At 68.6% G+C, this 24,428-nt stretch carries 21 protein-coding genes and 1 pseudogene; 11 read left to right on the forward strand and 11 right to left on the reverse strand.

What is annotated here, in order from left to right; genetic code table 11:
- Positions 1-3: 3 nt before the first annotated feature.
- The 3 genes from EDD27_RS52670 to EDD27_RS52680 form a co-directional block, all read right to left on the reverse strand.
- Positions 4-849, reverse strand: a complete 846-nt coding sequence (locus EDD27_RS52670; protein ID WP_127940176.1) for a carbohydrate ABC transporter permease — start codon at positions 847-849, stop codon at positions 4-6.
- Between the two features lie 115 nt (positions 850-964).
- Positions 965-1,879, reverse strand: coding sequence for a carbohydrate ABC transporter permease (locus EDD27_RS52675; RefSeq protein WP_206642054.1), 915 nt, complete (start codon positions 1,877-1,879; stop codon positions 965-967).
- Positions 1,880-2,015: 136 nt separating this feature from the next.
- Positions 2,016-3,389, reverse strand: coding sequence for an ABC transporter substrate-binding protein (locus EDD27_RS52680; RefSeq protein ID WP_127940178.1), 1,374 nt, complete (start codon positions 3,387-3,389; stop codon positions 2,016-2,018).
- 698 nt (positions 3,390-4,087) lie between these two features.
- Here EDD27_RS52680 and EDD27_RS52685 point away from each other — a divergent pair.
- The 3 genes and pseudogenes from EDD27_RS52685 to EDD27_RS59160 form a co-directional block, all read left to right on the forward strand.
- Positions 4,088-5,116, forward strand: coding sequence for a zinc-binding dehydrogenase (locus EDD27_RS52685; RefSeq protein WP_127940179.1), 1,029 nt, complete (start codon positions 4,088-4,090; stop codon positions 5,114-5,116).
- Positions 5,117-5,119: 3 nt separating this feature from the next.
- The gene (locus EDD27_RS52690) at positions 5,120-5,905 is read left to right on the forward strand and encodes a sugar phosphate isomerase/epimerase family protein (RefSeq protein ID WP_127940180.1); all 786 of its coding nucleotides are present in this window, start codon (positions 5,120-5,122) and stop codon (positions 5,903-5,905) included.
- A pseudogene (locus EDD27_RS59160) lies at positions 5,905-7,080 on the forward strand (MGH1-like glycoside hydrolase domain-containing protein); the annotation flags it as partial. The gene EDD27_RS52690 and the pseudogene EDD27_RS59160, both read left to right, overlap by 1 nt.
- Positions 7,081-7,089: 9 nt before the next feature.
- On the opposite strand, the gene EDD27_RS52700 reads toward EDD27_RS59160, so the two are convergent.
- Together EDD27_RS52700 and EDD27_RS58215 are read right to left on the reverse strand one after the other, a co-directional pair.
- Entirely contained in the window at positions 7,090-8,184 is a 1,095-nt protein-coding gene (locus EDD27_RS52700; RefSeq protein WP_241564732.1) for a zinc-binding dehydrogenase, read from the reverse strand.
- Positions 8,185-8,189: 5 nt separating this feature from the next.
- A complete protein-coding gene (locus EDD27_RS58215; protein WP_338324740.1) occupies positions 8,190-9,236 on the reverse strand; it encodes a Gfo/Idh/MocA family protein in 1,047 nt (348 codons plus the stop codon).
- Between the two features lie 39 nt (positions 9,237-9,275).
- On the opposite strand from EDD27_RS58215, the gene EDD27_RS52710 reads away from it, so the two are divergent.
- Positions 9,276-10,229 carry a glucosyl-3-phosphoglycerate synthase gene (locus EDD27_RS52710; RefSeq protein ID WP_241564949.1) on the forward strand — a complete coding sequence of 318 codons (954 nt, stop codon included), beginning with the start codon at positions 9,276-9,278 and terminating at the stop codon, positions 10,227-10,229.
- Positions 10,226-11,347 carry a glycosyltransferase gene (locus tag EDD27_RS52715; protein ID WP_127940184.1) on the forward strand — a complete coding sequence of 374 codons (1,122 nt, stop codon included), beginning with the start codon at positions 10,226-10,228 and terminating at the stop codon, positions 11,345-11,347. Before EDD27_RS52710 ends, EDD27_RS52715 begins: the two co-directional genes overlap by 4 nt.
- A 137-nt stretch (positions 11,348-11,484) precedes the next feature.
- On the opposite strand, the gene EDD27_RS52720 is transcribed toward EDD27_RS52715, so the two are convergent.
- Positions 11,485-12,279, reverse strand: a complete 795-nt coding sequence (locus EDD27_RS52720; RefSeq protein ID WP_241564734.1) for a universal stress protein — start codon at positions 12,277-12,279, stop codon at positions 11,485-11,487.
- Between the two features lie 78 nt (positions 12,280-12,357).
- Here EDD27_RS52720 and EDD27_RS52725 point away from each other — a divergent pair, with 78 nt between their 5' ends.
- Positions 12,358-12,660, forward strand: a complete 303-nt coding sequence (locus EDD27_RS52725) for a hypothetical protein (protein WP_127940185.1) — start codon at positions 12,358-12,360, stop codon at positions 12,658-12,660.
- A gap of 129 nt (positions 12,661-12,789) precedes the next feature.
- Positions 12,790-13,350, forward strand: a complete 561-nt coding sequence (locus tag EDD27_RS52730; protein WP_127940186.1) for a phosphatase PAP2 family protein — start codon at positions 12,790-12,792, stop codon at positions 13,348-13,350.
- A 100-nt stretch (positions 13,351-13,450) separates the two neighbouring features.
- Here the strand turns inward: EDD27_RS52730 and pip are convergent, their stop codons facing one another.
- Positions 13,451-14,416: a prolyl aminopeptidase gene (pip, locus tag EDD27_RS52735; RefSeq protein WP_127940187.1), complete on the reverse strand. Its 966-nt coding sequence runs from the start codon at positions 14,414-14,416 to the stop codon at positions 13,451-13,453.
- 80 nt (positions 14,417-14,496) lie between these two features.
- Positions 14,497-15,480 carry a hypothetical protein gene (locus EDD27_RS52740; protein WP_127940188.1) on the reverse strand — a complete coding sequence of 328 codons (984 nt, stop codon included), beginning with the start codon at positions 15,478-15,480 and terminating at the stop codon, positions 14,497-14,499.
- Positions 15,481-15,944: 464 nt separating this feature from the next.
- Between EDD27_RS52740 and EDD27_RS52745 the strand changes: the two genes are divergently transcribed.
- Positions 15,945-16,739: a phosphotransferase family protein gene (locus EDD27_RS52745; protein ID WP_241564735.1), complete on the forward strand. Its 795-nt coding sequence runs from the start codon at positions 15,945-15,947 to the stop codon at positions 16,737-16,739.
- A 111-nt stretch (positions 16,740-16,850) separates the two neighbouring features.
- On the opposite strand, the gene treZ is transcribed toward EDD27_RS52745, so the two are convergent.
- The 3 genes from treZ to glgX are packed head-to-tail and all read right to left on the reverse strand — an operon-like array spanning position 16,851 to position 22,777.
- On the reverse strand, positions 16,851-18,566 hold the full coding sequence (gene treZ / locus EDD27_RS52750) for a malto-oligosyltrehalose trehalohydrolase (protein ID WP_127940190.1): 1,716 nt from the start codon (positions 18,564-18,566) through the stop codon (positions 16,851-16,853).
- Entirely contained in the window at positions 18,556-20,691 is a 2,136-nt protein-coding gene (gene treY / locus EDD27_RS52755; RefSeq protein WP_127940191.1) for a malto-oligosyltrehalose synthase, read from the reverse strand. Before treY ends, treZ begins: the two co-directional genes overlap by 11 nt.
- A complete protein-coding gene (gene glgX / locus EDD27_RS52760) occupies positions 20,684-22,777 on the reverse strand; it encodes a glycogen debranching protein GlgX (RefSeq protein WP_127940192.1) in 2,094 nt (697 codons plus the stop codon). The genes treY and glgX overlap by 8 nt, the downstream gene beginning before the upstream one ends.
- A 173-nt stretch (positions 22,778-22,950) precedes the next feature.
- Between glgX and mscL the strand changes: the two genes are divergently transcribed.
- Genes mscL through EDD27_RS52775 form a run of 3 tightly spaced genes read left to right on the forward strand, consistent with a single transcriptional unit; the run spans position 22,951 to position 24,372 of the window.
- On the forward strand, positions 22,951-23,370 hold the full coding sequence (gene mscL / locus EDD27_RS52765) for a large conductance mechanosensitive channel protein MscL (RefSeq protein ID WP_127940193.1): 420 nt from the start codon (positions 22,951-22,953) through the stop codon (positions 23,368-23,370).
- 60 nt (positions 23,371-23,430) lie between these two features.
- A complete protein-coding gene (locus tag EDD27_RS52770; RefSeq protein WP_241564737.1) occupies positions 23,431-24,006 on the forward strand; it encodes a hypothetical protein in 576 nt (191 codons plus the stop codon).
- Positions 24,007-24,048: 42 nt separating this feature from the next.
- The gene (locus EDD27_RS52775) at positions 24,049-24,372 is read left to right on the forward strand and encodes a hypothetical protein (RefSeq protein WP_127940194.1); all 324 of its coding nucleotides are present in this window, start codon (positions 24,049-24,051) and stop codon (positions 24,370-24,372) included.
- The last annotated feature ends 56 nt before the right edge of the window (positions 24,373-24,428 follow it).

Below are 24,428 nucleotides of genomic sequence, written 5' to 3' on the forward strand. Positions count from 1 at the left end.
GGTTCATCCCTTCTCGGCTCCCGCCGTGAGCCCCTCCGTCAGCAGTCGTTCGCTGGCGAAGAAGACGATCACGATCGGTAGCGTGAGCACCACCGACCCGGCCATCAGGACCGTCGTCGGGATCTCGATGCTTCCCGCGAGCTGTGAAAGCCCTAGGGAAACGGTCCAGCTGTCCCGCCGCTCCACCAGGAAGAGCAGGGCGAACAGGAACTCGTTCCACGCGATCATGAAGGCGTAGAGGCCGGTGGCCATCAGCGCGGGCTTGGAGAGTGGCAGCACCACCCGCCAGATGGTCGACAGTCTCGTGCACCCGTCGATCGCGGCCGCTTCCTCCACGCTCTGCGGCACGGTCTCGAAGTAGTTGCGGAGCATGTATACCGTGACTGGCACGGTTTGCGCGATATACACGAGGATCAGTCCGACCAGGGATCCCCGGAGCCCGAGCATCGTGAAGAGCACGAACAGCGGGATGGCCAGCACGATCGCCGGGAACAGGTACACCGCCAGGAAGAGGAAGTGCACCTGCCGCCGCCCGAAGAAACGCAGCCGCGCCACCGCGTACGCGCCCGGGATCGAGATCAGCAGCGTGAACGCCACCGACGCGACCGCGATGATCGCGCTGTTCCTCATGAACGTCAGGAAGCCCTGCCTGGTCAGGACGTTCACGTAGGTGTCGAGGGTGAAGCTGCTCGGCCAGAGCGAGCCGGGATCCAGGATGAGCTCCTGGATGTCGCGGACCGACAACATCACCATGTAGAAGAACGGGAACGCGGTGACCACGAAGAGCACCAGGATCACCAGCGGCTTCAGATACCTGAAGAGGATCCGTTCGAAGCTATCCCTGCTCATTGGTCGCTCACCGCTCCTCACTCGCTCCGCGGAGTCCCTCCTGCGTCGGGCCTCCACTCCGCTTCGCGGAACCGCACCCTGTCCATTTGCTCGCTCTGCTCGCGGGGCGTCGGGCTCACTCCTGCTCACGTTCACCCCCGCTGAAGAAGCGCAGGTAGAGGATGAGGAACACGACGAGCACAACTGCCAGGACGATCGCCTGCGCGGCCGAGGCCCCGATGTCGTCGCGGGCGGTCAGGAAGTTGTAGACCCGCACGCTGACGACCTCGGTGCCGGCCCCGCCGCCGGTCAGCAGGTAGACGTCGTCGAACTTGGTGAACGTGAACACGAACCGCAGCACCGAGAGCAACGCGATGATGCGCCACAGCTGCGGCATGATCACGTACCGGAAGCGCTGGGTGGGCGTGGCCCCGTCCACCACCGCGGCCTCGTCCAGCTCCGCGGGCAGCGCCTGGAGCCTGGCCAGGATGAACAGGAACGCGAACGGGAAATACCGCCACGCCTCGAACGCGATCACGGTCAGCAGCGCCACGGGCACCTGGATGCCCAGGAACTCGCCCCTGGCCTGAGTGAGGAACGCGATGGGCTCGCGCAGCCACGTGTTGACGATGCCGTACTGGGGGTTGAGCATCGTCTCCCACAGGAACGCCACGGCCACCACCGGCGCCACGTACGGAATCAGGATCGAGGCCCTGACCAGCGTGCGCCCGGCGAACTTGTCACGCAGTGCGAGCGCCGCCACCAGCCCGATCACGATCGACAACGCCGTGCCCGCGACCGTGTAGACGAGCGTGTTGACCAGCGACGACCAGAAGCCCGGCTCGGAGATCACGTACGTGAAGTTCTCCAGCGTGTAGTTGCCGAAGATCCCCACCCGCCGGATGTTGATCAGCCGCGCGTCCTGGAACGCCAGCATGATCGCCCACAGCAGCGGCACCACCACCACGACCAGCGTGATGATCAGCGTCGGCGAGATCAGCACGAGTCCCGCGCGACCCTCCTGCTGCCGAAGCGTGCGGCCCGTGCTCATGGCCTCACTCCGTTCGGCGGGCTCGGTCGCCATATGCCGCCGCCTTGCCCCGTCGCTCCTGCGTCGCTCCTCCTCCAGGCGACGGCTCTCCCTCGCGGCGTTTTCATGGCAGCCGGGGGTCTGCTACGCATGGTGGTCACTGCCGGATCCCGCGCTTGATCGTCTCCACGTCGGTCTTGGCCTGGGCGGCGGCGGCCTGCGGGGTGAGGGAGCCGTCCACGACCCCGCTCAGCGCCTTGGGCACCGGCAGCTCGCCCATGGTGGCGCCGACCAGCTTGCCCTGACCCTGCGGGATGCCCCAGCGCGCGAACGTCTCGGGGCTCTTGCGCAGGGCCTCGAGCACGTCGGCCGGGTAGATGTCGGCCAGCGGCTTCTTGGAGTCGACCCCGGCGGGCAGCTTGTTCCACTGCTCGGCGAAGTTGGTCCGGGTGGGGAACTTGCCTTCGGGCGCCATGCCGATCCACCGCTCGTAGCCCTCGTTCATCATGTACGCGACGAACTTGGCGGCCGGGTCCTTGGCCGCGTCACGGGTGATCGCCCACGAGACGATCTCGCCGTACTGCGCGGGCGCGCTCCCGTCAGGCCCTTCCAGCGCGGTCACCACGCCGGTGTTCTTGGCCAGCCATTCGGGATCCTCGCGGCACTCCTGGCAGCTCGGCAGCGCGTCCTTCCGCAGCCCCGCCATCTCGTCCAGGATGAACGACGACCAGATCATCATGGCCGCCTTGCCCGAGAAGTACGTGGCCCGGGTGGTGTCGACGTCCTGCTTGCCCTTGACCGAGTAGTTCTTGGCCAGGTTGGCGTAGAACTCGAAGGCCCGCACGCACGCCGGCGAGTCCAGGGCGACATTTCCGGAATTGTCCACCAGCTGGCACCCGTTCGCCTGCGCCACGTGCTCGAAGCTCTGCGCGGTGAACGAGTCCTTCGGCGCGATCGCCAGCGTGATGCCCGCGACCCCGCCCGTGTTGAGCTTCTGGGCTGCCGCCTGCAGCGCCTCGTACGTGTCCGGCGGCTGCAGCCCGGCCTTGTCGAACAGATCCTTGCGGTAGAGGATCAGCTGCGCCCACCCGTCGCTGGGCACCGCGAGCAGCTGGCCTCCCGAGGTGTTGAGTTCCAGGGCCCGTGGGGTGAACGAGTCCCGGCCGAGCTGGTCGACGACCTTGCCCGGCGTCTCGGTGTCGAGCAGCTCGTTGGTCTCCAGCTCGCGAACGGCGGACAGGGGCAGCGCGCCGATCACGTCCGGCAGGTCGCCTGCCGCGGCGGCGGCCGTGATGGACTGGCTGAACTGGTCCTCGGCCATGGCGACCAGCTCCACCTGGATCCCGGTCTTCTGGGTGAACTCGGTGACGATCTGCTTCTGCACGGCCATCCGGTCTTCGAGGTTCTCCTCGGTCCATACCGTGATCTTGTTGACCGCGGTCGGCTGCTCGCCGCCGCCGTCACCGCAGGCCGTCAGCGTGGCGGCCATCAGCAGTGCGACGGAGAGGACGGCGGTTACCTTCTTCGGCATGGCACGCTCCTCTGATTGGGGATATGCCGCCCTTACCCCGGGATCAGATGGCGCAACGTGCGGTAGGCGATACCGAGACCGGTCTGTACCCTCTCCGTGCTACCTCCACGCCGTGGATCAGGCCGCGCAAACCCATCAGGGTTCCAGTTCTTCATCACGCGGCTCTCAATGACGATCTCCACGTTGCCTGCTCTGGCGTACTCGACCAGAGGACCGAAGACGTCGGTCGCGCATTCCAGGTCGTCGCGTACAGTCCGCCCGGGCTCCGTCCCGCCAACGTGCCCACCGTGGGGCAGTGGCGTCAATACCGGGCTGGACGTGCGCATTCACGCTCAGACCGTGCTGAGGATGCAGGTTGTTCTCGTAGTATGTGATCGAGGAAAGCGTTGGTCCGGTATCGGCGAAGATGCCCTGGATTCGAGCGTATTCAGCCTCGTCAAACGATCTACCTTAATGTGACGTCCGCCATCCAGCGACGGGGAACCAGCCACTTCTTGGGCCTCGAAGCCCTGTTGAGCGGCCCAGCGGGCGACGTCGGTAAGGTCACTTTCCACAAGACACGCGGTCAGAAACCCCAATTGCATCAGCAGCCCCCCGCGGAAGACGTAGACTTAAGAGTGTTACGGGCGCAACTATCGTATGCAAACAAGCAATAAAGCTTTGTCTTTTGATTGATCATTAAGCGTAAGTGTTGGGGAATGCGCGTCATCACCTTTGAAGAACCAGGCCATGTCCGCGTCGGCCTGGAGTCGCCCGCCGAACTCGTTCCGGGCTCCGTACGCGTGAAAACGCTCTACTCCGGAGTCTCGGCAGGCACCGAACTCACCGCCTATCGCGGAACCAACCCCTACCTCAGCCGAAAGTGGGACACCGAGCGCCGGCTGTTCGTCGAGGGTCAGACGCATGCCTACCCGCTGAGCGGCTGGGGCTACCAGGAGGTCGGCGAGGTGGTGGAGGCGGCGGCCGATGTCGCGGATCCCCCCATCGGCGCTCTCGTGTGGGGCATCTGGGGCCACCGGGCCGAGGCCGTCGTGCCGGCGGAGAAGCTGCTCGGCCACGTGCTGCCGCCCGGCGCCGATCCGCTGACCGGCGTCTTCGCCCGCGTGGGCGCCATCGCGCTCAACGCGGTGCACGCCGCCGACGTGCACCTGGGCGACCAGATCGCGATCTTCGGCCAGGGCGTCATCGGGCTGCTCGCCACCCGCCTGGCCGTGCTCAGCGGCGCCCGGGTGGTTGCCGCCGACGCCATCCCCGACCGGCTCGAGCTGGCCAGGAAGTTCGGCGCCGCCGAGACCTTCGACATCGCCTCGGGCTCGGTCGCCGAGTTCATGCGCAAGCGCGTCGAGGGCGCCGACACCGTCATCGAGCTGAGCGGCAGCCACCTCGGCCTGCACGAGGCCATCAGGACCGTGCGCAAGGGCGGCCGGGTCGTGGCCGCCGGGTTCTACCAGGGTGACGGCATCGGGCTGCGGCTGGGCGAGGAGTTCCACCACAACCAGGTCCAGCTCGTGGCCTCCCAGATCGGCGGTGTCGCCTCGTGGCTGGCACACCGGTGGGACGTCGAGCGCCTGCAGCTCACGTTCATGGAGCTCGTGCACCGGGGCGAGGTCGACGTCGCCGAGCTCATCAGCCACGTCGTCCCCGTCGACCGGGCCGCCGAGGCCTTCGACCTCATCGACAAGCATCAGTCCGAAGTGCTCCAGCTCGTCTTCCAATTCGAGGAGTGAACAGTGAAGCTCGCCGTACAGGAGCAGCTTCTGCCCGGCCGCACGCTGCAGGAGAAGTTCGCGTTCGCGGTCGATGCCGGGTTCGACGCCATCGAGCTGCGCGGGAAGGGGGATTTCCACTTCGCGGGGCGGCTCACCGAGCTCAAGCGGGCCCTGGCGGACGGCGTGGTCATGCCGACGGTCTGCGTGGACATGCCGCACTTCATCGGCGACTTCGACCCGGCCAAGCGCAAGGACGCGATCCAGCAGCTCCGCTCCCAGCTCACGGTGATCGCTGAGCTCGGCGGCATCGGCGTCATGACGCCGGCCTCGTGGGGGCAGTTCTCCCTGCGGCTGCCGCCGTTCGAGCCGCCGCGCAGTCCCGAGGAGGACCGCGAGGTGCTGGCTGAGGCGCTGGGCATCCTGGGCGAGCACGCACAGCGCAACGGCGTGCTGATCATGCTGGAGCCGCTCAACCGGTACGAGAACCACATGGTCAACACGCTGGCCGACGCGGTCTCCTACTGCGCCATGGACTCGATCAGGGTCGTCGGCGACACGTACCACATGAACATCGAGGAGGACGACCCCTGCCGCGCGCTGGCCGAGGCCGCCCCCTACATCGCGCACATGCAGATCAGCGAGTCCAACAGGAACCAGCCGGGCACCGGTCACCTCGACTGGGGCGCGCAACTGGCCACGCTGGACGCCTTCGGCTATGACGGCTACCTGGCGCTCGAATGCCGCCTGCGCGGCGAGCCGGAAATCGTCCTGCCCCAGACCGCTGCCTTCGTCAGGAAGTTCCTCTGATGCTGCGTGACGCCATACGTGTCCTGGTGGCGAACTGGGACGGCAGCTACACGGTTCCCTCCCGCCGGCTCTACCCGCATCAGTGGAGCTGGGACTCGGCTTTCATCGCGATCGGCCATGCCCGCTGGGCCCCGAGAAGGGCCAGGTCGGAGCTGCTGAGCCTGTTCGGTGCCCAGTGGCGGGACGGGCGGGTGCCGCACATCGTGTTCAACCCGAAGGTGCCGGACGGCGCATACTTCCCTGGCCCCGATTTCTGGCAGACCCGGGCGCCCTCGGGAACCGCGACCTCCGGCATCATCCAGCCGCCCGTCCACGCGCTGGCCGCGTGGAAGACGCACCTGGCCGAGCCGGACCCGGCGTTCCTGCGCCGGATCTACCCGCGGCTGGTGGCCCAGCAGGAGTTCCTGCGTACGGCCAGGCGCTCGCCCGAAGGCCTGATCTCGATCGTGCACCCCTGGGAGTCGGGCATGGACAACAGCCCGGCCTGGGACCTGCCGCTCCAGGGTGTGCAGGAACGCCCCACCGGGTTCGTACGCAGGGACATCGACACCGTCAACGCCGAGGAGCGGCCGACCGACCGCGACTACGAGCGCTACGTGGCGCTGGCCAAGGCTTACCGCGACTCCGGCTACCGCCGGCCTGGCGCGTTCCACATCGAGGACCCGCTGTTCAACACCGCGTACGGCGTGGCCGAGCAGGCGCTCGCCAAGATCGCGGAGGTGTGCGGCCTCGACCCCGAACCGCACGAGCGCGAGGCGGCCGCCATCTCCGCGGCCATGGTCGAGCACCTCTACGACGGCGACCTCTTCCAGTCCCGCGACGTGAACACCGGACACCTCATCCACTCGGCCAGTGCCGCCGGGCTGACGCCGCTCATGCTGACCGCACTGCCGGGCGAGATCGCCGACACGCTGATCGCGACCGCGCTGGACCGATTCGCTTTGAAGGACGGCGTCCTGCCCAGCTTCTCGCCGTCGGCGCCGGAGTTCGACTCGGTCCGCTACTGGCGGGGCCCGAGCTGGATCAACCTCTGCTGGCTGGTCTGGCAGGGACTCAAGGACCGCCGCCCCGACCTGGCCGGCCCGCTCGCCGACGGCATGCTCACCATGGTGGCGAGGTCCGGCTTCCGCGAGTACTTCGACCCGTTCACGCTGCGCGGCCACGGCTGCTGGGACTTCAGCTGGTCAGCCGCCCTCCTCCTCGACGTCGTCGCTGAGCACGGCCTGGATGGTCTGGCGGCGGCCGGTGGAGAGGTCGGCGAGGAACTCGGGGGCCTCGTGAAAGCCGACCACGTCAGTGATCAGGTGCCGGCGTAGCACTCCGCTGTGCTGCCTGAGCAGGGCGATCGTCTCGTGTGAGAGCCGCTCCCTGTCCCAGGCGTGCGCCAGCCCGCGCGGCACCCGGCCGATCTGGGCGCAGCGCACCGTCAGCCCGTTGTGGTGGAACTCCTCACCGAGCCGCACCTCCTGCGCGCCCTGCGTGTAGAAGGCCAGGTCGATCAGTGTGCCCTGCGGGCGCAGCAGCCGCAGGGCGAGCGCCAGCGCCCGAGTCTGGCCGCGGCACTGGAACACCACATCGGCGCCGCGATCCCCCGGACCGTGCCGCCAGCGGCGCTTCAGCGCCACCGCCGGATCGTCGTCCGCGGCCATCACGTTCATGCCGAGCGCTTCGGCGACCGTGAGCCTGGCCGGGGTCTCGTCCACGACCACGACCTCGGCCGCGCCGCCTGACCGGGCGAAGCAGGCGGTCAGCAGGCCGACCACGCCCGCGCCCACGATCACCACCCGGCGGCCGCGCACGCCGTCGCCCAGTTGCTGCACGGCGGGTCCGTGCAGGTCGTGTGCCGCGTGCAGCAGGCCGTTGGCGCAGATCGGGCCCATGTGGGCGACGTAGATGCCGAGTAGCGGGTCGAGGTCGTCGGGCAGCTCGACGAACCTGTCCTCCATCGGGTCCGCCACGTACGCCGTGCGGTGCCCGTAGCACATCGCCACCATCGCGCCCTCGCACACGGCCCGCGTCCGCGTCTCCACCACGAGGCCGACCTGCATGTAGCCGATGCCGCGCACCGGGTACTCGATCGAGGGAGTGCCCTCGGTGAACAGGCCGAGCGCCTGGTCCCAGGTCGAGGTCAGATAGGGGTTCGTGCCCTTGATGTAGGTCAGCTCCGTCCCGGCGGAGACGCCGCTGTGCGTGGTGGCCACCATGAACCCGCCCTCGGGGATGTCCGGCAGCTTCTCCTCGATCAGCGTCACCTGCCCAGGCGCCTCAATGCTGAGCATTTTGCTCATTCGGCACCCCCGGACTCATCCAGCATCACCGGCCTCCGTTCCGCTGCGGACCGGGCGAGCGCCAGCGCCAGCCGGTGGGTCCGCAGAGCCTCACGGTACGGCACGCGTACGTCCGCGTCCTTGCCTTGCACGGCGTCGATGAACTCCCGATCCACCCGGACCTTGGCCTGCCCGTCGTCCTCGATCACGCGCTGTCCGTCGACCAGCAGCCGCGTCTCGCTCAGCTCCAGCGCGATGCCGTCGGCGCAGACCTCCAGCCCCACCCGGTGCTTCTGGGTGAGCAGGCAGGAGGTGGCCAGCAGGCCGGCCGCGCCGCCGGCGAAGCGCATCACCGCGGCCGTGGCCCGGTCCACCTCGCCGTCATGGGTGTTGTCCTCGGGGACGGCGTGCACCATCGCGACCTCGCCCACCAGGACGCGGGCCAGGTCCAGCACGTGGACCGCCTGCTCGATGATCTGGCCGCCGGACATGCTGCGGTTCAGCCACCAGGCGACCGGGGGGATCTTGTCGAGCCAGTGTCCGAGCGCGAGGCGTACCGGGCGGCCGTCGAGCAGCTCGTGGGCCTGCTCGACAATGCCGAGGTAGCGCCAGTGGTGGCCGACCGCGGAAGGCAAGGATTTCCGCTCAATTTCGGATGCGATGAATTCTGCGGTTTCGAGGTCGAGTGATAGGGGTTTCTCGACAAAGAGAGGTAGATCACACGACAGGACATCACATTCCGGGTTACCGTGCGCAAAAGGAGGAACGCACACGTAAACCGCATCCAGACCGCCGGCACTGAGCAGGTCTGCATGGCCGCCATAGGCGGGGGAGCCATGCTTGGAGGCCAGAGCCTCGGCCCTGTGGGGATCTGTGTCGGCGATCCCAGCGATCGTGACATCGGGGAATCCGGACAGGACGTCTGCGTGGCGAGCGGCGACATTTCCGGCACCTATGATGCCGACGCGGGTCATTGGGGACACAACCTCGCATATGCCACATCTGGTCGCGACCAAACAAACATGTTCAAGCCCGTATAGATCGGGCAGATGTCGTGACCTCATGAGAACGGGGCTGACTGCATGGAGACAGATGTGCGAGCCTTGTCCAGGGTCCAGGAGTGGTACGGCCCACACTCGAGCACCGCAGCCGAGTGGCCCGTCGACGCCTTAATGCTGGCCAAGGGAACGACCACGGTGAGTGTTGTCCTGCCTGCTCGTGACGAGGAGAGCACAGTGGGCGACATCGTCACCGTCATCCGCCGCGACCTCGTGGAGCGCACACCGCTCGTCGACGAGATCCTCGTGGTCGACTCGAACTCCACCGACGCGACCGCCGAACGGGCACGCGAGGCGGGGGCGCGCGTCGTCGCGCAGAACGAGGTGCTCGCGAACCTGCCCGAGCTGACCGGCAAGGGCGAAGCGCTGTGGAAGGGACTGGCCGCATCGAGGGGCGACATCGTCGTCTTCGTGGACGCCGACCTGCGCAGTTTCGGTGCGCACTACATATCCGGCCTGGTGGGACCGCTGTTGGTGGACGCCGACACGCATTTCGTCAAGGCCACGTACGAGCGGCCCTACATCGGCGCGGACGGCGTCGCCCAGCAGGGCGGCGGCGGGCGCGTCACCGAACTGGTGGCCCGGCCGCTGATCAACCTGTTCTGGCCGGAGTTGGCCGGATTCGCCCAGCCGCTCGGCGGTGAGTACGCCGCCCGGCGCGCGGTGCTCGAACAGGTGCCGTTCGTCACCGAGTACGGCGTGGAGTTCGGGCTCCTCGTCGACCTGCTCCAGCTCGTCGGGCTGGACGCGATGGCGCAGGTGGACCTGGGCCGCCGTACGCACAGTCACCAGTCGATGGCCGCGCTCGGCCGGATGGCCGGGCAGATCATGCTCACCGCCTGGTCCCGCCTCGAACGGCAGGGCCGCGTGATGGCGTCCGAGCCCCCGGCGCACATGATGCTGCAGTTCGGGCTCGACGGCGACGCCGACCTGGTCGATGTGGCCGTGGCCGAGCGACCTCCGCTCGCCTCCCTCGTACTGAAGGAGGACGTGGCATGAAAGTCCTGATCAACGCGGGGCCGTGGCTCACGGTTCCGCCCCCCGGCTACGGCGGGATCGAGAACGTGGTCGCCACACTGGTGCCGGCGCTGCGTGAGCGGGGCGTGCACGTGGTGCTGGCCTCTGTGGGCGCGAGCACGCTCGACGTGGACGAGCTGATCGGCGTCTACGACAAGGGGCAGTTCACGGAGCTGCAGAAGCCGTACAACCAGGTCATGGGCATCGCGCACGCGCACCAGGCGAGGCTGGTCGCCGAGCTGCGCGCCCGCGACGACATCGACCTCGTCCACGACCACCTGGAGGTGGTCGGGCCCGCGATCCTGTCCGCTCTGGACGGTCCTCCTGTCCTCCACACCCTCCACTGGGACCTGCGCAAACATCCGGACTTCTACGGCGCGTTCCCGTCGTCGATCGCGGTCAACGGCGTCTCGGAGTCACAACTCGCCCGCGCCCCCGAGGCCCTGCGCGCGGCCTCCCTCGGCGCGATCCACCTGGCCACCCCGCTCACCGACCGCGACCTCGGGGCCACACGTGGAGATCATTTCGTGGTCATGGGCCGGATCTGCCAGCTCAAGGGCCAGCACGTGGCGGCCCGCCTCTGCCAGAAGCTGGGGCTGCCGCTGGTGCTGGCCGGGCCGGTCAGCGGCCGCAACACCCCGGCGGAGCTGGACGTCGTGGCGCAGAATCCCTACCACCCGCTGTACGGCCATCCGGACGTCCGCTACCACCTGGACCAGGTGTCCCGTTACCTCGACGACGAGCTGGTCAGGTGGGTCGGCGCGGTGGCCGGCCCGGCCAGGGACTATCTGTACGCCTCGGCGCGGGCCGCGCTCTTCCCCATCCAGTGGGACGAACCCGGTGGCACGGCCGTCGTCGAGGCACTCGCGCTCGGGGTACCGCCCATCGGGCTGCGCCGCGGCTGCCTTCCCGAGATCATCGACCACGGCCGCACCGGCTTCCTGGCCGACACCGAGGAGGAGCTGGCCGAGTGGGTGCTGCGGGTGGACGAGCTGGACCCCGAGGAGTGCCGCGCCGAGGCCCGCCGCCGCTTCTCGCCGTCGGTCATGGCCGATCGTTACCTGGAGCTGTACGAGAGGGTCGCGCGAACTGCAGCATGAGCTCAAGGAGCAGGGCCCGGCCGTCAAGGCGGGGCCCTTGTCCCTTTGCGCTGCGTCACCGAAGCCAGTGCCGGGTCAGGGCACAGGCGACTGCGGCCGGGACCATGTCACGGCGCCTGGGCAGTCAGCCGGCGGCTTCATGAGAAGCCCCGGGGCAGGACGGTGACCGGGCAGGGGGAGGCCCGCAACATCTTCATGGCCAGCTCGCCGAGGAACACCCGGTGCGGCTGCGCGTCCTCGCTCGCCGCGCAGACCAGCAACTCGCCCGGCAGCCACTCGACGTCGGCCATCGCGGCGGCCACGTCATGCCCTTCGGCCACCTCCGACTCCGCCTCGATGCCGGTGCTCTCCCAGGCCAGCCGCACGGCCAGCGCGAGATCGTCTCTGAGCTTGACCTGATCCTCCGTACGCAGGTCGAACGTGATCAGCCTGAGCGTGACGCCCAGCCGCAGCGCCGCCTGCGCCATCCGCTCGACCGCCGCGTCACACTGCGGCCGATGCACGTAGGCCAGCGTGAGGCGGCCAGGGCCGTCGGAGGGCGCGTACTGAGCAGGCGCCACCATGACCGCCTCTGACGACAGGTGGAGGAGGTGGTTGGAGGTGGAGCCGATGGCGATGCGGCCGTGCTGCCCGCCGTCCGTCGAGCCGACCACGATCAGATCGGCCCTGATCCGGCTGGCCAGCACTGAGAGCCCGCGGCCCGCGCCCCTGCTCTCGTACGTGATGTACTCGGCCGGCGCCGGCCCCAGCTCCTCGGCCGCGTGCGCGAGGTTGGCCTGCGCCTCGACCGCCAGTCCCGGGCTGCCCGGCGGGTAGATCGTCGCGACCGTGAGCTCGCCGCCGGTGACCTGCGTGATCGTGGCGCCAAGGGCCAGGGCCTCCCGCCCGCCCGGGTCGCTGGAATAGCCGACGATCACGTGCTCACCGATCACGAATGCCCTCTTACCCGCTCTGAGCTGGGAATACGCGGTCTTGATCCGAACGTTGTAAACCTCCGGAGGCGCAAAACAGTGAAGATCGCTCTTGACGTCCGCTTCAACGGGGCCCATGGCCCGATCACCCTTCATGAAGCGGTTCAGCAGCTCCGTGAGCAGGGTCTGGCGTGCACGGTGGCTGCGGACGTCATCGACCAGAAGGTCATCATTTTCGCTGACTGCGTGGAGCGCGGTTTCACGCCGCTCCGCAGCGAGATCATGGCGGCGTACTACGTGGCGGAGCGCGACGCCACCACGGAGGCGTTCGACCGGGGGCTCATCACCCAGGCCGAGCTCGAGAGCAAGCACGCCGCGCTGGTCCGGCAGCTGCTCGCCTGACCTTCGTCATATTTCGGGGGATCGGCCATCTGACCGAGGTATGACCCGACATTCCGCCATTGGGTTGACGTATGTGACGGCTGTTGTCCGTAAGGTCGTGTCCACTACTCGTTCACGGATTGGACACGTGTGTACAACGACATCGTCGGCTTCGCCCTGACCACACCCGACTGGCTCCACACGCTCGCCGAAGTGGGGACGGATGCCGGGTTATTCGTGTTTGCGGCGCTGTTCGCGGTGGCGGCCTTGCGTGCGTGGCGGGCACCGGCCCGCGACCTCGCACTCGTGATCGCGGGGCCGGCGGGGGTGGTGTTCGCCTACGTGGTGAGTGAGGTGATCAAGACCTTCGTCAGGGAGGACCGGCCGTGCCGGGGCGGGATCGCGACGATCGCCCACTGCCCGCCGCCGGACGACTGGTCCTTCCCCAGCAACCACTCCGTGATCGCGGCCGGCGCGGCGGCCACGCTCGTGCTGGCCTGGCGCGCGTTGGCATGGGTGGTGTTCCCCCTGGCGGCCGTCACGGCGTTCTCGCGGGTGTTCGTGGGGGTGCACCACCCGCACGATGTGGTCGTGGGACTCCTGCTCGGGCTCGTACTCGCGCCGCTGTTCGCGCTGCTGGCGGTCGGCGCGGTCACCCCCGCCGTACGCCATACGCGCCTTTACCTGGCTCGGCTCGACTCGGTGCGCTGAGGCGCTTGCCGGTCTTCGCTCGGTTCGCTGAGGCCCTGGCCGAGTTCCGCTCCGTGCGTTGAGCCCTGGCCGGGCTCCGCTCGGTGCGCTGAGGTCCTGACTAGGGCGCGGATCCGCCGAAGCGGTCGGTCGTTGCGATGAGCCGGTCCAGGATGCCGGGCTCGGTGAAGGCGTGCCCGGCATCGTGCACCACGTGGAACTCCGCCTCCGGCCACGCCTTGTGCAGATCCCAGGCGGTCGCCATCGGCGTGCAGGTGTCGTAACGGCCCTGCACGATCACGGCGGGAATGTGCCGGACCTTGTCGACGTCCCTGATGAGCTGGTCGGGTGCGAACCAGCCGCCGTGATGGAAGTAGTGGTTTTCGATCCGGGCGAAACAGACGGCCATCTTGTCCTCCCCGAACTCCGCGACCAGCTCGGGATCAGGCAACAACGTGATCGTGCCCGCCTCCCACTGCGCCCACGCCTTGGCCGCCGCCAGCCTGGCGTCCGCGTCCTCCCCTTCGAGCCGCCTGCGGAACGCCGCCATCAGATCGCCCCGCTCCTCCTCCGGAATGGGCGCAACGTACCGCTCCCACAGGTCGGGGAACAGGTAGCACGCCCCCTCCTGGTAGAACCACCGCAATTCCTGCGGCCGCAACATGAAGATCCCGCGCAACACGAGCTCGGTCGTCCGGTCGGGATGTGTCTGCGCGTACGCCAGCGCCAGGGCGCTGCCCCACGACCCCCCGAACACCTGCCATCGGTCTATGCCCAGGTGCTCTCGCAGCCGCTCCATGTCCGCCACCAGATTCCAGGTGGTGTTGGTGCTCAGATCGGTGGCGGGATCACTGGCGTGCGGCAGGCTGCGCCCGCAGTTGCGCTGGTCGAACAGCACGATCCGGTACAGCTCCGGATCCCACTGGCGGCGATGTTTGGCGGTGCACCCGCCGCCCGGCCCGCCGTGCAACATCACGGCCGGCTTGCCGTCGGGGTTGCCGCAGACCTCCCAGTAGATCTGGTTGCCATCGCCCACGTCGAGCAGGCCGGAGTCGTATGGATCGATGGGCGGGTACAAGGTTCTCATGCCCCCCGATACTGCCGCATGTGCGTGGGTGGAACGCGATACCTGGAGGCATGGTCGCTCGACATTTCCTCTGCGCTCTTCTACGCCGCCAGGACCTGTGCCGGGTCCGGAGCGTGGCAGTCGATGGAGGTCAGGGTGGCGTGGTGGGTCGCTTGGGTGGCGCAGAGCCAGTCGTTGAGCGAGCCGGTGAAGCCGGAGGGCGGGCCGACCCTGAGGCAGGTGACCTGGCCGGTGCCGGGGGCGGGGCCGACCTTCAGGCGGCGGATGCTGCCGGTGCGGCCCAGCTCGCCCGTGTCGGCGTCGTATGGGGTCAGCTGGACGCCGAAGGGCAGTCCGGTGCCGTCTGGCTGGTCCGAGGGCTGGATGCGGAGGAAGTCGTCTATCTGGCGTTCGGTGGCGTCCGGGTGGGTTGCGACGTAGGCCAGGTGGTCGGTGACCAGGCGGTGGGCCACTGTGCGGAGGAGGTTGGTCGCGCACAGGTTGTGGGCGCAGGCCGCGCCGTCGAGGGTGATCTCCGGCAGGGCGAAGCGGCGCAGGCCGCGAGAGGTGACGCGCAGGCAGTCGCACACGGCCGTGTCAGCCGGGTCCCAGGGAGGGCAGGTGGCGTCGTCGTGGACCTGGACGTCCCAGGCCAGCCAGTCGTCGCCGAGGCTGAAGTCGGCAGGCTCGGTCGCGCATCCGCCGCATGTGACAAGGGCGGAGCCGATCAAGGGGTCGAGCAGGATGCCGTCGCATGTGCGGGCCAGGGACCGGGCGACCGCCCGTGCCGCCTGCACGCTGACGGGAAGCCTGTGCGGGGGCGCTGTGGCCGACACCACGATGTGTTGCTTCGTGCGGCGCAGGCGGCGCCGGTCGTCGTCCGTGAGCGCGGCTCCGAACGGTTTCCATGGGGTCGCGTGGTGCGTCACGGTCAGGGATCGGCTGCCCATCGCGCTGACCACGGCCTTCTTGTGCGGCCCTCCGACGCGCCAGGGCACGAACGAGCCGAGATCGAACGACAGGTGCTCCATGGCGATGACGAACAGGGATGTCAGCGTGCGAGGCAACGGGAGAATGATCTTCATGAGTGGCCTCCGTGATCGTGATGGGATCCCGTCGGGTTGGTGAGGCACTCAGGATCGGAGATGGTGGGCCGGGCCGGTGGAGGCGAACGGGATTCTGGGGATAGCGGCGACAGGATGTGCCCGCCCTGTGGATAACCTCCTCGCCGCTGCCCGCGATTCACGGTTCACGTCCCATCACCGGCTCGCGTCCCCACGCCTCGCCTTGTGGCCTCCGCCTTGTGACCTCCGGCTTGTGGCCTCCGCCTTGCGGCCTTCGGCTGACAGCTGAGGGCCGACGTCGACCACCCCTTCAGGGGGCAGATGGGATGCTGCTGCGGCCGTGTGGGTCACGGCTCAGGTGGCGTGGCCGAAAGTCCCGTCGTGTCGCCTTCGCCCTGGGACGGGGCGGTGCCACTCCGGTAACGTGAGGACGCCCCGGGAACCTGACCTCGCCCCGCCGCATCCCGATGACGCATGAGGACCTAGTGACGATCCCGCCGCCAGTGCCCCGCCTCGACATCCACCAGTACCTGCACGACCTTCCCGTCCCGCTCGTCTACGAGGGCCCTTGCCCCGGCGGACAGGTCGGCGCCGCATACATTCGCTGGCCCGACGGCCACCGATCCGTCCTGACCCGCGGCCCGGATGTGCGCCACCTGTTGTCGGTGGCGCGCGCAGCGGGCATCCCAGCGCCCGAGTATGAGCTGGTCCAGCCCCCGGTGGTCGTGCAGGAGCTGCTTCCCGGCACCGTTGTCCACACCCCGACCGCGGCGACGATACAGTCCATGATCGAGATCAACCGGCGGTGTCGCGGTCTGCTGGCCGGACGCTCCGACCTGCCAGGACTCCGGCTCTACCTCCGCGAGGACGGACCGGGCTTCTGCCTGCACGGATCACTGCGCGCCTACGACAGCCGGACCCGCCACCTGCTCGACCAAGTGGAGGAGATCGGCCGGGCGTTCCCGGACACCCTTGAGGGTGACGACCTCGTCCACACCGACTTCCACCCGGAGAACGTGCTGGTGGACGCGACAGGGGCGGTCACCGGCGTGATCGACTGGGACGGCGCCACCCGCGGTCACGGGGACTTCGACCTGTTCACGCTCCGCTTCGACCTCGCCCACCGCGCGCCTGACCTGCACGTGGACGTGCCCGACACCGTGGCCCTGGTCTGCTGGGCGCACATGAGCCTGCGCCTGGTGGATTGGGCCATCCGGCACTTCACCGCCTCTGAGGTGACCCTGTGGCTGGACGTGGCGCAAAGGCTGCGACCGCGGTGACCGCGGTGACGGTCACGGCGGCTCCGACCAAGGTGACCGCGGTGACGGTCACGGCGGCTCCGACCAAGGTGACCGCGGTGACGGTCACGGCGGCTCCGACCGCGGGGACCGTCACGGCGACGCGGGGCGGCAGATCGCCAGTGACTGGCCGGGCAGCCGCAGCCCGTCCGCGCCCGCTGAGACAGGCTCGTCGGAGGCGAGCAGCACCGTCCCACCCGTCACCGGCAACGTCACCGACTCCGCCGCGAAGTTCACGCACACCGCCAGCGTCCCCCGCCACATGAGCAGCCACTTCCCGAGCGGATCCACCTCCACCCGCACCCGCTCCAGCCGCGGATCCGACAGCTCGGGCAGCGCTTTGCGCAGCGCGATCAGGTCGCGGTACCAGCACAGCAACGACCAGTGCGCCTCTTCCTTCACCTCGCTCCAGTCCAGCTTCGAACGCAGGAACGTCTCCTCCTCCGACGGGTCGGGCGCCTCCCACACGTACCCGAACCCGTCGAACTCCCGCTCCCTCCGCTCTCCCTCGCTCTCCCGCAGCGCGGGCTCCACGTGGTCGGAGAAGAACAGGAACGGCGTGCGCGCCCCCCATTCCTCGCCCATGAACAACATCGGCGTGAACGGCGAGGTCAGCAGCAGTCCGGCCCCGAGCTTGAGCGCCGGGATCGGCAGCCGGTCGCCGGCCGGCCGGTTGCCGATCTGGTCGTGGTTCTGCAGGCAGGCCACCAGCCGGTGCCCGGGCACGCCGGTGAAGGACCTGCCGTGCGAGCGTCCTCGGAAGGTCGAGTACGACCCGTCGTGCAGCACGCCGCCGGTCAGCACCTTGGCCAGGGCCGGCAGGCCGGCGAAGTCCGCGTAGTAGCCGTGGCTCTCGCCGCTCACCGCGCAGTGCAGCGCGTGGTGCACGTCGTCGTTCCACTGCGCCGTCATCCCCAGCCCGCCCGCCTCCAGGGGCCGCACCGTGCGCGGATCGTTGAGGTCGGACTCGGCGATCAGGGACAGCGGCCGGCCGATCGCGCAGGCCAGCGCGTCGACCTCCGCCGCCAGCTCGGCCAGCAGGTGGGTGGCGCGCCGGTCGTGCAGCGCGTGCACGGCGTCCAGCCGCAGCCCGTCGATGTGGTAGTCGCGCAACCACTGCACCGCGTTGCCGATGAAGTAACGACGTACTTCGTCGGAGCCCGGCCCGTCCAGGTTGACCGCGTCGCCCCAGTAGCTCCCCTTGAAGCCGGCGAAGTACGGCCCGAAGGGGTGCAGGAAGTTCCCGGACGGTCCGAGGTGGTTGTAGACCACGTCCAGGATCACGCCGATCCCGGCCCGGTGGCAGGCGTCCACGAACGACTTGAGCCCGTCGGGTCCCCCGTAGGTCTCGTTGACGGCGTACAGGTCCACGCCGTCGTACCCCCAGTTCCGCCCGCCGGGAACGGGCGCCACCGGCATGATCTCCACGAAGTCCACGCACAGCTCGACGAGGTGCTCGAGCCGCTCGATCGCCGCCTGGAACGTCCCCTCGGTCGTGAAGGTCCCGATGTGCAGCTCGTAGATCACGGCCCCGCGCAGGTCCCGGCCCTTCCATTCGTGGTCGGACCAGGTGAAACGGGCGTGGTCGTAGACGGCGCTCGTCCCGAAGACGCCGTCCGGCTGCCGCCGCGTGCGCGGATCGGGGTACGGGCCGTCGTCGTCGACCATGAAGGCGTACCTGGCGCCGTGCTCGGCCTCCGCCACTTCGGCCGACCACCATCCATCCGCCCCGCGGGACATCGGGCGGCGCCCGCCCATGACCATCACCTCGACTGACGTGGCGTTCGGCGCCCAGACCTCAAAGATCATGTCTCTCCAGGAGTGAGACCGGGTACTGACCGAGCAGATGCGCCAGCGGGATGCGGCCGGTGTGGAGCCCGCCGGTGAGCAGGTCCCGCCACGTGCCCGCGGGCAACGTCAATGTCGTGCCGCCCCAGCCGGTCCTGGCCAGGCGCACCGGGAGCCGGGTGGCCACGGCGACGGCCTGCGGGTGGTGATCGCCGCCGCGGGCGAACGCGATCACGTGCTCCGCGGCCTCACCCTCCGCCCACAGCGGCAGGTACGGTGCCGCGCCCCCGAGCCGCCGCCGCAGCCGCAGCGCCTGGGTGGTGACCAGCAGCTTGGCCGCGTCCCACGAGGTCTCGGGTTTGCGCGGGTACGTCACCGGCCGCCGGTTGTCCGGATCGACCAGCGAGAAGTCGGTCGTCTCGTTGCCCTGGTAGACGTCGGGCACCCCGGGCATCATGAGCTGCACGAGCTTGGCGCCCAGCGAGTTCGACATCGCGAAGGGCTCGATGCGCTCGGTGAACTGGCCGATCGGCAGCCGGACGGCGGCCTCCGCGAACTCCCGCAACCCCCGCTCATAAGCCGGATCCGGATTTATCCAGGAAATGGCGGTCTTGGCCTCCCGCGCCGCCTTCAGCAGGTAGTCCGTGAACCGCTCGACCGAGATCGGCCAGGCCGCCATGAGGTTCTGCCAGGCCAGGTAGTCCAGGTGCGGATCGAAGCGCACGGCCGCCGACCACTGCGCCACCGCCGCGGCCCACTCCTCCGGCATTTCCGACAACACCGACAGCCGGGCCCGCACGTCCTCCGACCGCTTGGTGTCGTGCGTGGACAGCGTGGTCATCGTGTACGGCAACATCTCCGCGCAGAAGTCGTGGAAGTCCTCCACCGTCACTCCGAACGCGTCCGGCTCCCCGCCGACCTCGTTGAGGCAGGCCAGCGGATACCACCGGTAGAGCGCCGTGTCCTCGACACCCTTGGCCATGACGGGGCCGCACGCCTGCTGGAAGCGCACGATCGACTCGGCGGAGCCGTACAGGACCTCGCGGACGAGGGGCTGCACGGCGGGGGAGCAGGCCTCGGCGGCCAGCTCGACGATCTCGACGGACTCGGGCGGCGGCGGCTCGCCGGGCACCACGTACGCGCGGTAGACCGGCATCGCGGCGAGCAGCTCCCGCACCGTCTCCGGCGCGCAGGAGGCGCTCTTGGCCAGCCGGTTGACCTCGGCGCCGAAGAACAGCTCCAGGACCTCCCGCTTGGCCTGGGCCATCACCGGACGGTACTCGGACGGCTGCCCGGTCAGCTCGGTGAAGAGCCGGACGAGCGGCTCCTTGCCCGCCGGGTCGACGAAGAGCCCGTTGACCCTGTTGAGCACGTCGTAGCCGGTGGTGCCGTCGCAGGGCCAGTCGTCCGGAAGACGTTCGGGGCCGATGAGGATCTTCTCGACGACCGTCCACGTCTCGCCGACCCGGGTACGTAGCCGCTCCAGGTAGCCGCGCGGGTCGGCCAGGCCGTCCGGGTGGTCCACCCGCAGCCCGTCCACCAGCCCCTCGTCGAGCAGCCAGAAGATCACCTCATGCGTGGCGAACAACACGGCCGGGTCCTCCACCCGCAGCCCGATCAGCGTCGACACGTCGAAGAAGCGCCGGTAGCCGGGCCCTTCGCGCCAGTCGACCAGCCGGTAGTGCCCGGGATAGGGGAAGGCGTGCTCGTGGTAGCGCAGCACGTCGCCATCGACCACAGGCGGCGTGTCGTCCCCCAGGACCGGCAGCGCCACCTTCCCGTCCACCCACTCGATGTCGAACCACTTCGCGTACGGCGAGTCCGGCCCGTTCTTTAAGACCGACCAGAACTGGGCGTTCACCGTGTTCATGTGGTTGGGCACGATGTCCACGACCACGCTCAGGTCGTGCGCGGCCAGCTGCTGCGCCATCTCCCTGAACCCGCTCGCCCCACCGAACTCCTCCCTGATCCTGGAGTGGTCGATGACGTCGTAGCCGTGCCGCGACTCGGGCGTGGCCTGCAGGATCGGCGACAGGTAGACGTGGCTCACGCCGAGGTCCCGCAGGTATTCGGCGATCTCGGCCACCTGGGCGAAGCCGAAGTCCGGGGTCAGCTGCACCCGGTACGTGGACGCCGGCCTAGACACGACGCAGCACCCGTACGCTGCGGCCGGGCACCGCGATCGCCTCGCCGCCACGGCACATCCGCGCGTCGAGCATGATCGGCATGGCGGTGTCGATCTCCGTGTGCCACATCTCGCCATAATCCTCGGGGATCGTGAACTTGATCGTGTCGTAGTGGGCGTTGAACAGCACCAGGAACGAGTCGTCCCGGATCGGCCGGCCGCGCCGGTCCGGCTCGGTGATGGCGTCGCCGTTGAGGAAGACGGCCAGCGACTTGGCGTACCCGACTGTCCAGTCGCTGTCGGTCATCTCCTCCCCGGAGGGGGTGAGCCAGGCGATGTCGTTCAGGCCGCGCACCGGCTTGCCGTAGAAGAACCTCCTGCGCCGGAACACCGGATGTTTCTTCCGCAGCGCCGCCAGGCTCTGCGTGAACTCCAGCAGCAACCAGTTCTCCCGCACGTCCGACCAGTCGACCCAGGTCAGCTCGTTGTCCTGGCAGTAGCCGTTGTTGTTGCCCTTCTGCGTGCGGCCCAGCTCGTCGCCGTGGGAGAGCATCGGCACGCCCTGGGACAGGAACAGCGTGGTGAGGAAGTTACGTTTCTGCTGCTCACGCAGCGATTCGACGGCGATGCCCGCCGGTCCTTCCTCGCCGCAGTTCCAGGACCTGTTGTCGTCGGTGCCGTCGCGGTTGCCCTCCTTGTTGGCCTCGTTGTGCTTGTTGTTGTACGAGACGAGGTCCTGCAGGGTGAAGCCGTCGTGGCAGGTGACGAAGTTGATCGAGGCGGCGGGCCGGCGGCTGTCGTCCTGGTAGAGGTCGCTCGATCCGGTGAACCGCGACCCGAACTCGGGCAGCGTGGCCGCCTGACCCCGCCACAGGTCGCGGATGGTGTCGCGGTAGCGCCCGTTCCACTCGGTCCACCGGGACGGGAAGTTGCCGACCTGGTAGCCGCCGGGGCCCACGTCCCATGGCTCGGCGATGAGCTTGACCTGCGACAACACGGGGTCCTGCTGCACCAGGTCGAAGAACGCGCTCAGCCGGTCCACCTCGTGCAGCTCCCTGGCCAGCGTCGAGGCCAGATCGAAGCGGAACCCGTCCACATGCATCTCGATGACCCAGTACCGCAGCGAGTCCATGATCATCTGGAGCACGTGCGGGGAACGCATGAGCAGGCTGTTGCCCGTGCCCGTGGTGTCCACGTAGTAGCGCTTGTCGTTGTCGACCAGCCGGTAGTAGTTGATGTTGTCGATCCCCCGGAACCCCAGCGTCGGCCCCAGGTGGTTGCCCTCGGCGGTGTGGTTGTAGACGACGTCCAGGATCACCTCGATGCCGGCCTCGTGCAGCCCTCTGACCATGGCCTTGAACTCCAGCACCTGCCCGCCGCGCTGCCCCTGGCTGGAGTAGCGGTTGTGCGGCGCGAAGAACCCGATCGAGTTGTAGCCCCAGTAGTTGGACAGGCCGCGCTGCTCGAGAATGTGATCGGTGACGAACTGGTGCACCGGCATGAGCTCCAGCGCCGTCACGCCGAGCTTGGTGAGGTGGTCGAGGATCTCGGGGTGGTGCAGGGCCGCGTACGTGCCGCGCAGGTGCTTGGGGATCTTGGGGTGGCTGATCGTGAGCCCGCGCACGTGGGCCTCGTAGATCACGGTGTCGTGGTACGGCGTCGCGGGGGGCCGGTCGTGGCCCCAGCCGAAGAACGGGTTGATCACCACCGAACGCGGCACGTAGGGGGCCGAGTCCAGGTCGTTGCGGGTGTCGGGGTGGCTGAAGCGGTAGCCGTACACCGCCTCGTTCCAGGTCACGCCCCCCTCGATCGCCATGGCGTACGGGTCGAGCAGCACCTTGGCCGGGTTGCACCGCATCCCGCGCGCCGGGTCGTACGGACCGTGGATCCGGTAGCCGTACCGCTGGCCCGGGCCGATGCCCGGCAGGTAGCCGTGCCAGATGAACCCGTCCACCTCGGTGAGCGGCACCCTCGACTCGACGTTGTCCTCGTCGAACAGGCACAGCTCGACATTGTCCGCGACCTCGGTATAGAGCGAGAAATTGGTTCCGGCCCCGTCATAAGTGGCTCCGAGCGGATAGGGGTCTCCCGGCCAGATCTCGATCATCGAGGCTCCCTTGCGGTCTCTCCCCATGTTCTGTCCCCCCGCTCAGCCGGACAACCCGGGCGTTGCCGAACCCCCTTCTTCTTTCCCACGCTCACCACCTCGTTACTCCAGCTGAACGCCGCTGAGCCGTCCCGAAGTGTTTGCATCGCCGGTCACCGGCAACGTGGCGCGTCATGAGCGGTTTCAAGCAGTTCTTATTGCGCGGCAACATCGTCGAGCTCGCCGTGGCAGTGATCGTCGGCGCCACGTTCAGCGGTCTGGTGCAGGCGCTGGTCAGCGACCTGGTCACCCCGCTGATCGGCGCGGTGACCGGCGGCAGACAGCCGGACTTCGCCCAGTACTCCTTCACGATCAACGGCAGCCGGTTCAAGTACGGCGACTTCCTCAACCACCTGATCAGCTTCCTGCTCATCTCGGCCATCGTCTACTGGCTGATCGTGGCCCCGATGACCAGGCTGATCAGGGTGTTCGACCGGGACAAGGCGGCGGCGACCAAGCAGTGTCCCGAGTGCCTCAGCGACATCCCCGCCGAGGCCCGGCGCTGCGCCCAGTGCACCTCCGAGCTGGTGCCCGAGTCGGAAAAACCCAGGTAGTCACCCGCTTACCCGACCCCGCGGCGCGCGGTCGCAGAGCGGGTTCGGCAAGATGGACCGATGAGCGTTGAGTTGATGGTCTGGGACGAGCCAGTGCCGATCAGCAGGGACCAGGCCCGCGCCGCCTACTTGGCGGTCAAGCGGACCGAGCCGGTGGCCGGGGACGTGCCCGGCGTCGCCAAGGAGCTGCCCGGGGAGGTCACGGTCTATCCGGGGCACGTCCTGGTGACGATGGATCTGGACACGATGGACGAGACGTCCGCGCAGGTGTTCACGATCGCGCGGGCGCACGGGCTGGTCTGCTACGACCCTCAACGCGACCTCGTCCACAACGTGGCGCCGCTGGGCGTCTACGAGGGCATGCAGCTGCACACCGGGGACGGGATGATGCTGCACGATCCGGACCTCGGCTTGGTGCACGACGTGCTGGCCACCTTGTCCCCGCAGAACCCGTTCGTCGCCCTGGTGAACTTCGGCCGCCACTTCCTGCAGGTCTCGCCGGGCTACGAGCTGGAGTACAAGGAAGGGACGCTCGTCCGCACGGTGGTGCCGGAGCTGGAGGAGGTGCGGCAGGCGTTCCAGGAGTACGCCACCGGCGAGCGCGGGTTCCTGACCCGCCATGCGTGGTCGTCCTGAGCCGGGGCTCCTTGCAGCGGAGACACCACTACGATCGTCGCCATGAGTGATGAACCGAAATTCCTGCGTCTCACGGTCGAGCTGACCGTCGAGGTGCTTGACATCGACGCGCTGCAGGCGGCGGCGCTGGCCGAGATCCGGCACCCCGACGCCGACCTCACCGAGGAGGAGCGTACGGAGCAGGCCGAGCTCGTCAACGCCGACGACAGCGGCGCTTCGGCGCTGCAGTGGCTGATCGAGCCGGACCACGTGCTGGCGCTGGTCGACCACATCTCCGAGATCGAGCCGCGCGAGGCCGTGCTCGGGGTGGAGCCGTCGGAGGGGCCCGGCGAGGAAGAGGACGAGGAGGAGCACCACCACGTGTGACCAGCACGTGAGCGGTTTGGGCGGTGGCCACGGCGTTCAGAGACGTCGTGGCTTTT

Origin of the sequence: Nonomuraea polychroma (assembly GCF_004011505.1) — a bacterium.
Taxonomy (GTDB): domain Bacteria; phylum Actinomycetota; class Actinomycetes; order Streptosporangiales; family Streptosporangiaceae; genus Nonomuraea; species Nonomuraea polychroma.